This is a genomic window from Marinicella pacifica (assembly GCF_014636635.1).
Classification (GTDB): domain Bacteria; phylum Pseudomonadota; class Gammaproteobacteria; order Xanthomonadales; family Marinicellaceae; genus Marinicella; species Marinicella pacifica.
The window spans coordinates 18,694-30,912 of sequence record NZ_BMEO01000003.1; the positions used below are offsets into that span (position 1 = coordinate 18,694).

Consider the following 12,219-nt stretch of genomic DNA (forward strand, 5'->3'; position numbering starts at 1 on the left):
GACAATGTCAGATTTTTATCAATTTGAAGCTGAAACCCTGAATGGTGACAAACGACAATTAAGTGATTATAAGGGCCAGGTGGTGTTGGTGGTGAATACCGCCAGCAAATGTGGTTTTACGCCGCAATACAAAGGCTTACAGGAATTGTACGAAACCTATAAAAACCGTGGTTTTACCATTTTGGGCTTTCCCTGTAATCAATTTGGTGGTCAGGAGCCGGGTGATGCGGAGGCAATTAATTCATTTTGTGAGCTGAATTATGGTGTTGAATTCCCGATGTTTGACAAAATTGATGTGAATGGAGATCATGCCCATCCTTTATTTAATTATCTTAAAGACGAACTGTCCGGTACTTTGGGCAATAAAATTAAGTGGAATTTCACCAAATTCTTAATAGGACGCGATGGTAAACCCTTAAAACGTTATGCACCGACCACAAAGCCGGAAAAACTGACCCGGGATATTGAGCAAGCACTCAACACTTAAAATAGTTCGTACAGCACACCGATAAAAACAGACAGCCGTTGGTCATCATTGACCAACGGGCTGTTGGTGATTTCATCATCAAACCATTGGCTTTGCAGACTGCTGACCCAATACCATTTAGGCGTGATGTTCTTTAAAATGGTCAGAGACAATTCAGATACATCACTTTGCTGACCACGAAAGGCCGGCAACTCGGTTGTGGCAAATTCGGTATCAACACCGTAAAAATAATCCACATATTCAGCACTGTATCGGCGTTGGCTCAATTTAGGATAAAAGCGCCAGTCTTTGAGTTTAAAGTACGCTGTATAAGAGGCCGATAATATATGACCATTATGCTTATTATTGATTTCACGGTCATACCGAACTTCAAACAAACCATAATCTGTCATGGCGCCGAAGGTGGTAAAAGCGTTTAAGGGGTAATGTAACGTCGGCAAGGCATCAAATAACGGTGAATCACCGCGATCAACATCGCCGGATAAATCGACATTGAGTCCGGCATCCCATTGCCAAAAATCACCATCTAAAATTTTGTAACCGACATCACCTGCCTGAAAATAGAATTGTTCATATTCATAATCAAACGCCGGAAATGCCTTATTCTGTCGGTCGCCCTGTCGATAAATACTGTCACTGCTAACGGCAGCCAAGCCAACACGCAGTCTGTGGTTATCCTCATTGTTGTCTTGTGCAGAGACATAAGCTGACGTGAGAAGCAGTGATGCGAAGCAGAGAGTATTTTTAAATGTCATAAGGAAAACCATGTAATTTTCTTTATTTTAACCTTTAAAACTGTGAAATAAAGGTCAAAGGTTTATTCTTTGTTTTGATAAAATTTGGAACTAATGATTAATGGATATGACAATGAAAAGATATTTAATCCCCATATTACTGCTGACCGCCTATAACGTTTATGCCGTTCGGGTTAATCCCCAAGGAATCGGTGAGGTCTTATTGGTGCCTTATTACACGGTGAACAATGGTTTAAACACCACTGCTTCGGTGACCAACACCACGGAAGAAGTGAAAGCCGTCAAAATTAATATCCGGGAGGGCTTAAACGGTTATTCGGTGTTAAGTTATAACGTTTATCTCGGTCCCAATGATACCTGGAGTTTTGTGACAGGTGCTTACACTTCTACGATTGATAATCATGAGGGTGAAGATTCAGGGGCGCATGCTTCTGCAGACAATTCTTGCGCGCCACGGTTAAATAAATCTCTTCAGCAGTTTCTGCCTTCTGATATTGCCGATGGCCCCGAAACGATGAGTCGTGCACGTGAAGGTTTTATTGAAATTATTGAGATGGGAGTGTTAGAGGGTGAATTGGCGACTGCTGCAGTGGATCAATGGACTGGCATGACAGGAGGATGTGCCCTCTTAACAGATACCTGGAATGATGGGGAATGGACAACGGATACAAACTATAGCTTAACACCTATTACAGGTGGTTTAATGGCAGAAGCGGATATTATAGATGTCGCTCAGGGCATTAATTATTCCTTACCGGTGGTGGCACTGGAAGAATTTTTTGCTGAAGGTAGTATCCATCATACAGAACCCGGTGATGACAGTGTTTCACTCGATTTAGCGGCACCCATGGCCACTGTTTATGCCAATAAAAAGAGTTATCAACTGTCATTTGAGCGGGGTATTGATGCCGTGAGTGCTGTATTGATGGCCGATGAAGTGTTGTCGACCTATAATTATGAAGCTGTCGTGAATGGTATAAATGAAACAGTCTATACTCAGCCCACCCGGCGGTATTATCAATCCAGTCCAGGTTATATTTCCCATGCTCCATTTCCGACATCGAGTGTACACGGCTGTTCAAAAGATCAGGACTATGGTGGTGTTGAATTAACGCAAACCATCTTTGACAGAGAAGGACAGTATTATGTTCAACAAGGTGGGATAACACCCCCTCCACCACCGCCCAATAATTCATTTTGTGGCAGTGTTTTTATTCAATCCATTGTCAGTCCCGGTTCAGGTCAGTCGGAATCGCCGCTGACCCAATCAAACAATTTTCAAATAATATCCGGCGTATCAGGCGGCACAGAACATGGCATTACACAGATTGGATTTGTTACCCGGCCGCTCGTGGGAACAGACATGAACACCAACAAAACCGTCCATTTAATGGGCCTGCCAGTCATCGGCGTTACCTTAAATCGGTTTACTAACCATAATGCGGCGCCAGGTGTGATGGCCCAATATGGCTTTTCTCAACCTATTAAAAAGAAAATACGATTGATTGAGATTGATTACTAACAAAGGACTATTTTAATAATGAATATGATGTTACGAATTTTTATCCTTTTACTGCTGTCTTTTCAGGCTTCTGCGGTGTTTGTTAATCCGCAGGGAAGTGGTGAGGTGTTGTTAATTCCGTATTATTCGGTGAATAACAGCCTTAATTTTAACGCTACAGTTACCAACACCACCGAAGATGTTAAAGCCATTAAGATAACAATCCGTGAAGGCTTAAATGGCTATGCGATGTTAAGTTATAACGTGTATTTGGGTCCCAATGATACCTGGAGTTTTGTTATGGGTCCTTGGCCATCTTCTGTTGACGGTTATGTGGGACAGGATTTTGGCGCGCTTGCATCCAAAGATAATTCCTGTGCACCGATGATAAATAAAACCCTTCAAGAGTTTAATCCTAACGTGCTTGTGGATGGTTCTGAAAACATCGAACGGGGGCGAGAAGGTTTTATCGAGATTATTGAAATGGGTGTGGTGGAAGGTTATTTAGCTAATGCAGCCGTGGTAAGTCATGATGGGGAGCCCGAAAATTGTGCATTGTTACAAGAAGCCTGGGAACCGGGTGGTGTCTGGCATGCCAATCCCAATCATTATATGGAACCTGCCTCAGGTGGTTTAACGGCTGAGGCCGATATCACGCACGTTGAAGATGGCATTAATTATTCGATACCGGTGGTGGCTTTGGCGGACTTTTTCGTAGAGGGTGACCATCCTCATGTGTCACCGGGGGACAGTGGTTTGTCATTGGATGCGGCTGCGCCCAAAGCAACCCTGTTAACTGATGAAAAGCCCTATCAATTAAGTTTTGAGCGTGGTATTGATGCGGTCAGTGCCGTGTTAATGGCGGATGAGCTGACCAGTACTTATGCGCTGGACACACCCGTAAACGGATTGTCTGTAACCGTTTATTCCCAACCCACCCGTCGGTTTTACACTGATTATGCAACCCAAACAGCTGAGCCGCCTTATTCATCTGAAATGAATGTCATGATGTGTCCACCTGATCATTATGGTGGCACGGAAATGAATCAAGCGGTGTTTGACCGGGAAAGTGACTATGACTCGGTGCAAGGTACCGTCGGTGGCATGATTCAAATTAAAGACAGCTTATGTGGCAGCGTTTCTGTTCAGAAGATGGTTTTTCCCGATACCCTTCCAAGTGCAGATGACATCACAGGATCTGATAACCTCCAATTTCAGGAAATTGTAACCGGTGGTACGGAAAATGGTTTTGTTCTTTCCAGGTTTCTCAATACCCGACCATTGGTGGCAACAGACATAAATTCAGGTAAAACAGTGCATATTCTGGGCCTGCCTGTGATTGGCGTTAGTCTGGGCCGGTTTACCAATTTTAATGCACAGCCCAATATTCTGGCGCAATACGGTTTTTCGCATGGCATTAAGTCCAAAGTGACGGTGGTGGCGTTATGAACAATTTTAAGCTTAAAACAATTACTTTGAGCGTACTGATACTATTCATGACGCTGTCTTTCCAGGCTGCCGCTGTCTTTGTCAACCCCAAAGGTCAGGGAGAAGTGATACTGGTGCCTTATTACACTGTGAACAACAACTTAAATACATCCGTCAATATCACCAACACCAAACCCACACCCAAAGCCATCAAAATAACCCTGCGCGAAGGTCTTAACGGCTTACCGGTGCTGTCCTATAACGTTTATTTAGGTGGCTATGACACCTGGACTTTTGTTATGGGTGCCATCCCATCCAGTATTCCCGGTTATGAAGGGGAGCCTTCAGGCGGTCTGTTAAGTGGTGATCAATCTTGTGCGCCGTTATTTAATAAAGCCAAAACGGAATTCAACTTTGAAGGCTTAGTCGATGGTCCGCAAACCACGCAACGCACCCGGGAAGGCTTTATTGAAATCATCGAAATGGGTGAGTTACAAGGGGATGCGGCTGAATCGGCTCAAGCTGTTAACGGCATGCCTGGCAATTGCCAATTCTTTGAAACCGCCTGGCAGGAAGGCGGTTTATGGCATGAAGCCTCGGGTGGAAACAGTCAACAGGATCTCGCTCCGGCCAGTGGTGGTCTAATGGCTGAAGTGGACATCATCCAAGTTGGTGAGGGCGCTAACTATTCGATTCCGGTGGTGGCTTTAGCGGACTTTTTTGCGGATGATGCCATCATCCATGCTGCACCGACTGATACCAGTTTATCCCTGGATGCCGCCGCGCCCAAAGCAACCGTGCTCAGTGATACCAAAGCCTATCAGCTAAGCTTTGAACGCGGCATTGATGCGGTGAGTGCGGTGTTGATGGCGGATGAGGTAACAAGCACTTATTCATTTGAATGGACTGTGAATACTATTTCAGAAACGGTCTATACACAACCCACTCGGCGGTTTTATTTGGGTGAAAACAATCAAACTATTGATCCACCTTATGCTGAGTTCACTTATTGCGATAGTAAGGTTGACTACCGTATGTCTCGAGTGAAAGTACTGGGCTTTGATCGAGATGGTGGTGCTAGTTTTTATATAGGAAGTCCTGGCTATACCCCGCCTCGTTGTTATGGTGTGATGGGATATTATGGCAGTGTTTGGGTTCAGTCACATTTGCGAGGATCTTACAGTGGTATGTCGATTGTTTCAGGTTCGCAAAATTCTGGTGGTCTTCAAATAAATGATAATGGTGAATTGAGAAGTGGTTATATTAGAACAAGATTTGATGGCGTACGTCCAATTTCAGCAACAGATACTGAAACAGGTCAGACAGTACATGTCATGGGTTTGCCTGTAATTGGTGTTACTTTAATGCGCTTTACCAATACGAATGCTCAGCCCGGAATACTGGCGCAGTATGGGTTTGCTTATCCCTTAAAAAGTCGCTCACGCATAGAGGTATTGGATTAATTGATTTGAAATGGTTTGGTAGACCACTAATCATCGATGGTGCACAATTAAAACGCGTTAAAATTACTCGGATTTTTTTGCTCTTTTAAATAAACGCTTTATGTAGTTCCAGGCTTGTTGCATTAATACATCGCGCCGATCTTCGGGGTTCATGTCCGGGTGGGTGAGTTGAAAATTGACACCTAAACGCATTTTTTCGCCATTGGCATACTCAGGGCCGGTGATGCCGGGAATCATAAACACATTGGTCAAATCCTGATCATGAAAAACATAGGTGGCTTCACCGGGGAACTGTTTTTTGTCGTGATGTTTTTTCCCGCCATTGATAAACAAGACATTAAAATCCAATTGCATGGGGTCTAAATTGTCATAGTCAAGCAGGTCAACGGGGTAGAATTTGGTTGTAAAGCTGACTTTATAACCGCCTTTTTCTGTGCCGGCATAATTACATTGGCTATATAAATGTGGGATGTGTTCTTTGATGCCGGGTTTTACCGGTTGGCCCACGAGTTCTACCGCCAGTTGTTCGGTTAACAATTCGCATGCATTATCAACGTTATCCTGATGGCCGATGATTTTTGTGTGGCCGGACGTGGCAATGATTGAGACAAGTACACATGTTAATAAGCGAACAAAAGCCATGGTTTATCCATTCTAAAAAGTGACATTATTTTAACAAAAATTCCAGAATAAAAACTGTGACCGAGTGTTGAATTTATCAAATTGGATCGCTCCAAGCAATCTGTGCCGTCTTAAACTTAGTATCGGTTTAATCAATGGTTTTATGTGGGTTCTTCTATTATGATGTTATGCTTTAAACAGTTTTAAATGACATAAATATGCGGCTTATTTTGATATTAATACTGGCATTTATTGTGTCAGCGTGTGACAACGATGGCTCGGTGTCTGATCAATCCAAAGATACTGTGAATCACCAGAATAGTAAACAAACTGAAATTGTCGGTAATCAATCAATGCTGACAAAGCTATACAGACAAAGTGCTCAAAACCTACTAGAAGCCAGGCCCACTTATGCCACGGTTTTGGGGGTGGGTGAAGACCTGGCTGGTGATGAATTTCAATCGAAATTAGGTGATTATAGCCCGGCGGCCGAGCAGCAATTGCGTCAGCGGTTCCTTGCTTTGAATAAAGACATTGAAGGCCAGAAAGCGGACGCAGGGCACGCGGCTGAGAATAAAGCGGTGATGATGCATCTTAATCATTATTATGCCGGTGCGGATGATTTTTCGATTGGTTATATTGATCCCTGGATGGGTTTATCGCCGTTTATTGTGAATCAGATTAACGGGCCGTTGATTGATGTGCCGAATCGGATTGTCACGAATCAGCCTTTGAATTCAGAAGCTGATGTGTTGGCCTATATTGCCCGATTGCAAGCCTTTGACGGTATGGTGCAGTCGGTGGTGGCGAAACTCGATGCAGATGTCAGTCAGGACTGGATACCGCCGAAAGTGATTGTGGAACAGACCATTAAAGGGCTGGAGAGCTTTGTGGCACCAGCGGTCAAGGAACATCCGCTGTATCAGCGATTAAGCAAAGAATTACCGCAAATAAGTGAATTATCGGCTGAACGTCGTGATGATCTCTTGGTGCAGGCCGAGCAGGCCATTGAGCAAAATGTCTATGGTTCCTATGGTCTGATGATTCATTTACAGCAGCAATTAGTCATGAAAGCCCGAGCGGAGGCCGGAATCTGGGCGCAACCCAATGGTGCCGCTTATTATCGGCAAGCGGTGAAAACCCTGGGAGATACGGATTTAACACCGGATGCCATTCACCAATTGGGTTTGGACGAGGTTGACCGTATTAATACCGAATTGGACGCCTTATTGAAATCACAGGGTTATCAGGATGGCACGGTGGCAGAACGTCTTATGGTGGTCAATCAGGATCCTGCTTACCTGTATGAAGACAGTGATGCCGGTCGCTTGAATGTGATTGCTGATTTGAATCGTTATATTGATGAATTTACCCCAAAACTGGCGCAGGTATTTAATTCGACACCACCTTATGGCATTGAAGTTCGGCCGTTCCCCAAAGCCCGTGAAGCCTCTGCGCCCGGTGGTATGTATTCATCGCCCAGTATCGACGGCAGTCAGCCGGGGATTTACTGGATCAATCTGCGGGATATTAAAGCGGTGCCGACCTTTGAGATGAAAACCCTGACCTATCACGAAGCCAATCCGGGTCACCATTGGCAGATTGCCGGAAATCTGGCGCAGGTTGACTTGCCCTTGTTACGGCGTATCGCTTCGTTTAATGCGTTCAGTGAAGGCTGGGCCTTGTATGCAGAATTACTGGCCAAAGAAATGGGTCAATATGAGGACGATCCGATGAGCGATGTGGGGCGTTTAAAAGCCGAGTTATTCCGTGCTGTGCGTCTGGTGGTGGACACCGGCTTGCACCACAAAAAATGGACGCGGCAAGAGGCCATTGATTACATGAAAAATGTCGGTGCGGTGGTTGAATCCGATGCGGTGGCAGAGGTGGAGCGCTATATGGTCTGGCCGGGTCAGGCGCTGGGCTATAAACTTGGAATGATCGAAATTTTACAGCTTCGAGCAAAGGCCCAAAAACAATTAGGTGAACAATTCTCGATCAAAGATTTTCATGATTGGGTGTTAATGGGTGGTGCGGTACCGATGTCTATACTGGCACAACGGGTCAATCAAGCCATCAATAAATAACCGAACAAAAGTTAAATTTTTTAATCCCTGTTGGGGTTATTTTTGAGTTGTTCAGGCACCGGATCGACGCCGCCCTCAGATAAGGGGTGGCAGCGTCCGAGGCGTTTAAAACCCAGCCACATACCCCGAAAAACACCAAATCGGCGCACCGCAATAATCATGTATTCGGAACAACTGGGGTAAAAACGGCAGCGGTTACCCAAAAAAGGGCTGATCAGTAATTGATAGCCTTTTAAAAGTTGGATGAATAGTGATCTTATCATGAAAAACAGTTGTTCTTTGGGGTGGTTTCAGGTATAAAGTTCGGCTTAATTATTTCATGTCCTGAGCCGTGATGTGCCTTGGATATTGAAAATAAAATATAAAACCATATTTTAGCACGCCTGTTACAGACCGTGTCTTTTGAAGGAGAAAATTATGGCTGAAAGAAGTATCAATGATTTGCCTGAAGGTTATACCCCCAAATTAAATCTGCCGGATGGTTATGTGCCCAGCGAAAAAGAAGACTATATGTGTGATAAGCACATTGAATACTTTCGGCGTCGCATTGAGCAGTGGAAAGAAGATTTACTGAAAGAATCCAGCGAAACCATTGCCAATTTACGTTCTGAAGCGAGAGACATCAGTGACGAAGCAGAACGGGCTTCAAGGGAAACTGAAAACACCTTTGAACTGAGAACCCGCGATCGTTACCGTAAATTGTTAAAGAAAGTCAATAAGGCGCTGGATCGTATTCAGTCCGGTGACTATGGTTATTGTGAAGAAACCGATGAAGAGATTGGTTTACCCCGTTTAATTGCCAGACCCATCGCCACATTGTGCATAGATGCCCAGGAGCGTTGGGAACTGAAACAAAAAATAACCCGCGAAGGCTGATTATGGAAACCGCCCCCCAAGAAGCCCAGATTGAAGATTACAAGCAACGTGTTGATGCGTTGAGGAGGTACCTTTGACTATGACGGTAAGCAAGAACGTCTGGAAGAGGTCGATTTAGAACTGGAAAATCCTCATGTCTGGAATGACCAGGAAAAAGCTGAAAGCCTGTCCAAGGAGCGTGCCCGCTTAGATGATGTGGTGTCTACGCTGAATGATTTGGATACCGCACTGATGGATACTGAAGCTTTTTTGGAACTGGTGGATGAGGAAGAAGACACCGACAGTTTCTCCGAAGTGGTTGCCATGCTGGCCGATATTCGTCAAAAAATTGAGCGCATGGAATTTCAGAAAATGTTCTCAGGCGAGATGGATCCGAATAACGCTTTTGTGGACATTCAAGCCGGTTCCGGTGGCACTGAAGCCCAGGATTGGGCCAATATGGTTCTGCGTATGTATTTACGCTGGATCGAGTCCCGTGGCTGGAAAGCTGAACTGATGGAAGTGTCTGCCGGCGATGTGGCGGGTATTAAATCGGCCACCATTCGGGTGGAAGGTGACTATGCCTACGGCTGGTTGCGCAGTGAAACCGGTGTCCATCGGTTGGTAAGAAAATCCCCCTTTGATTCGAATAATAAACGCCACACCAGTTTTGCAGCGGTGTTTGTGTCGCCTGAAATTGATGATAATTTTGAGATTGACATTAATCCTGCGGATTTGCGCATTGATGTGTACCGTTCATCCGGTGCCGGTGGTCAGCATGTGAACAAAACCGAATCGGCGGTACGCATAACCCATTTGCCAACCAACACTGTGGTACAGTGTCAAAACGGGCGATCCCAGCATCAGAATAAGGCCGCGGCCATGCAACAATTAAAATCACGGCTGTATGAGCTGGAAATGCAAAAGCGCAGTGAAGAATCTCAATCGGTGGAAGATGATAAGTCGGATATCGGCTGGGGCAGCCAGATTCGGTCTTATGTTCTGGATCAGTCACGCATCAAAGATTTACGCACCGGGGTGGAAAACACCAACACCCAAGCCGTCCTGGATGGTGATTTAGATAAGTTTATTGAAGCCAGTTTAAAACAAGGTGTATAACGAGACTTAATATGAGTGAAGAAAATAAATTAATTGCAGAACGTCGCCAGAAGTTACAAAAAATTCGTGATAATCAGTCTGTGGCTTTTCCAAACCAATTTCGCCGCAGTCATCACGCGGCCAAGTTACACACTTTGTATGACCAATACGACAAGGACACATTGGCTGAAAAAAATATTCCGGTCAAAGTGATCGGACGTATGATGAGTCAGCGCTTGTTTGGCAAAGGTGGCTTTGCGGTGCTGCGGGATGTGTCCGGTGATATACAGCTGTTTGTGCAAATAAACGGGGTGGGTGAAGAGACTTTCGAAGCCTTTAAAAGTTGGGACATTGGTGACATTATTGCCGGCGAAGGTGTTCTGTTCAAAACCAAGACCGGTGAACTCAGTGTAAACGTCAGTAATCTGCAGTTAATCACCAAATCACTGCGACCCTTACCGGAAAAATTTCACGGCCTGTCCGATCAGGAAACCCGTTACCGCCAACGCTATGTGGATCTCATCGTTAATGCCGATTCGGCGGCGGTGTTCAGAATCCGCTCAAAACTGATTTCTGAAATGCGGCGTTTTATGGAATCGCGGGATTTTTTAGAGGTGGAAACCCCGATGATGCATGTGATTCCCGGCGGTGCGGCTGCCAAGCCATTCACCACTCACCACAATGCCCTGGATTTAAAATTATATTTGCGGGTGGCACCTGAATTGTTTCTTAAGCGTCTGGTGGTCGGCGGTTTTGAAAAAGTATTCGAGATTAACCGTAATTTCAGAAATGAAGGGGTGTCCACCAAGCACAACCCTGAATTCACCATGATGGAGTTTTACTGGGCCTACCGTGATTACAATGATCTCATGGATATCACCGAAGAAATGTTTATACACCTGGCTGAGCAGGTTTTGGGAACGTCAAAAATCAACTACCAGGGACAGGCGATCGATTTTTCGCGGCCCTTTGCCCGTGAAACGATGACGGATCTGGTGGTCAGGTACAGCCCGGATTTATGTGTGGAAAAGTGTAATAATTTGTCACTTTTGCAGGAATACTGTGAACAACAAGGCATCGGATACGATAAAAAGGCCTCAAAAGGCCACCTCATTGCGGAATTGTTCGATATTTATGTGGAAGATAAGCTGATTCAGCCCACATTTGTGACACAATATCCCACAGAGATATCGCCATTATCGCGTCGATCCGATGATAACCCTGAGTTCACCGACCGTTTTGAGCTGTTTATCAGTGGTCATGAAATCGCCAATGGTTTTTCTGAGTTGAATGACCCTGAAGACCAGGCCGAACGGTTCAAACAACAAGTGGCTGAATTAGAAGCCGGAGACGATGAAGCCATGCATTTTGATCAGGATTACGTCAGGGCGCTGGAATATGGTATGCCGCCCACAGCCGGTGAGGGCATTGGCATTGACCGATTGGTGATGTTGTTCACAGATTCGGCTTCCATACGTGATGTATTGTTGTTCCCGTATATGAAGCCAGAGTAGTATTAATGAATAGTCATAACCGATGTCGTTATGGCCAATAAGAGGTACTTATGGACAATCGACAAGATGTGAGATACGCCAGAAAAAAAATGGACGCTTCCTGTCTGTTGCTTTTTAACGGCCATGCCTATGTGACCCGCGTGATTAACATTTCGGCCACCGGGATTCTGGTTCAACTGGTCGAGGATGATGCGGTTAAAAACCTTAATTTGGAATCCATTTGCATTCTTGAAATTGTGGTGAATGAATCACTCAACATTCATGTCTCCTCTAAAGTGACCCGCATAGAAGACAATCAAATCGGCTTGCATTTTATTGCCATCCCCGAAGACAAACAAGCTGAGTTGTGGAAGTTGCTGGGCGAATATGTACATGAAGTTGAACCCATCGACTATTAATCCCCGAATATC

The 12,219-nt window shown here is 44.9% G+C and carries 12 protein-coding genes; 9 read left to right on the plus strand and 3 right to left on the minus strand.

All coding sequences use genetic code 11. The features are described from left to right. Positions 1-4 precede the first annotated feature (4 nt). Entirely contained in the window at positions 5-487 is a 483-nt protein-coding gene (locus tag IEV16_RS04105; RefSeq protein WP_188364418.1) for a glutathione peroxidase, read from the plus strand. Here the strand turns inward: IEV16_RS04105 and IEV16_RS04110 are convergent. Next, positions 484-1,242, minus strand: coding sequence for a MipA/OmpV family protein (locus IEV16_RS04110; protein ID WP_188364419.1), 759 nt, complete (start codon positions 1,240-1,242; stop codon positions 484-486). The genes IEV16_RS04105 and IEV16_RS04110 overlap by 4 nt on opposite strands. Positions 1,243-1,354: 112 nt before the next feature. Between IEV16_RS04110 and IEV16_RS04115 the strand changes: the two genes are divergently transcribed. The 3 genes from IEV16_RS04115 to IEV16_RS04125 are packed head-to-tail and all read left to right on the plus strand — an operon-like array spanning position 1,355 to position 5,634. Beyond that, positions 1,355-2,764, plus strand: a complete 1,410-nt coding sequence (locus IEV16_RS04115) for a hypothetical protein (RefSeq protein WP_188364420.1) — start codon at positions 1,355-1,357, stop codon at positions 2,762-2,764. 24 nt (positions 2,765-2,788) lie between these two features. Next, on the plus strand, positions 2,789-4,192 hold the full coding sequence (locus IEV16_RS04120) for a hypothetical protein (RefSeq protein ID WP_188364421.1): 1,404 nt from the start codon (positions 2,789-2,791) through the stop codon (positions 4,190-4,192). Beyond that, the gene (locus IEV16_RS04125; RefSeq protein WP_188364422.1) at positions 4,189-5,634 is read left to right on the plus strand and encodes a hypothetical protein; all 1,446 of its coding nucleotides are present in this window, start codon (positions 4,189-4,191) and stop codon (positions 5,632-5,634) included. Before IEV16_RS04120 ends, IEV16_RS04125 begins: the two co-directional genes overlap by 4 nt. Positions 5,635-5,697: 63 nt before the next feature. On the opposite strand, the gene IEV16_RS04130 is transcribed toward IEV16_RS04125, so the two are convergent. Next, on the minus strand, positions 5,698-6,276 hold the full coding sequence (locus IEV16_RS04130) for a hypothetical protein (RefSeq protein WP_188364423.1): 579 nt from the start codon (positions 6,274-6,276) through the stop codon (positions 5,698-5,700). Between the two features lie 197 nt (positions 6,277-6,473). On the opposite strand from IEV16_RS04130, the gene IEV16_RS04135 reads away from it, so the two are divergent. After that, positions 6,474-8,342 carry a DUF885 domain-containing protein gene (locus tag IEV16_RS04135; RefSeq protein WP_188364424.1) on the plus strand — a complete coding sequence of 623 codons (1,869 nt, stop codon included), beginning with the start codon at positions 6,474-6,476 and terminating at the stop codon, positions 8,340-8,342. 20 nt (positions 8,343-8,362) lie between these two features. Here IEV16_RS04135 and yidD read toward each other — a convergent pair whose 3' ends face one another. Beyond that, the gene (gene yidD, locus IEV16_RS04140) at positions 8,363-8,605 is read right to left on the minus strand and encodes a membrane protein insertion efficiency factor YidD (RefSeq protein WP_188364425.1); all 243 of its coding nucleotides are present in this window, start codon (positions 8,603-8,605) and stop codon (positions 8,363-8,365) included. 154 nt (positions 8,606-8,759) lie between these two features. Between yidD and dksA the strand changes: the two genes are divergently transcribed. The 4 genes from dksA to IEV16_RS04160 all read left to right on the plus strand — a co-directional run bounded on the left by dksA (position 8,760) and on the right by IEV16_RS04160 (position 12,207). Further along, complete coding sequence (dksA, locus tag IEV16_RS04145) at positions 8,760-9,218, plus strand: RNA polymerase-binding protein DksA (RefSeq protein WP_229728247.1); 459 nt, start codon at positions 8,760-8,762, stop codon at positions 9,216-9,218. Between the two features lie 2 nt (positions 9,219-9,220). Further along, a protein-coding gene (gene prfB / locus IEV16_RS04150; RefSeq protein WP_188364426.1) for a peptide chain release factor 2 occupies positions 9,221-10,316 on the plus strand; the annotation gives its coding sequence in 2 pieces (ribosomal slippage) (positions 9,221-9,292 and positions 9,294-10,316; 1,095 coding nt in all). Positions 10,317-10,327: 11 nt separating this feature from the next. Further along, the gene (lysS, locus tag IEV16_RS04155; protein ID WP_188364427.1) at positions 10,328-11,809 is read left to right on the plus strand and encodes a lysine--tRNA ligase; all 1,482 of its coding nucleotides are present in this window, start codon (positions 10,328-10,330) and stop codon (positions 11,807-11,809) included. 50 nt (positions 11,810-11,859) lie between these two features. Then, positions 11,860-12,207, plus strand: coding sequence for a PilZ domain-containing protein (locus IEV16_RS04160; protein WP_188364428.1), 348 nt, complete (start codon positions 11,860-11,862; stop codon positions 12,205-12,207). Positions 12,208-12,219 lie beyond the last annotated feature (12 nt).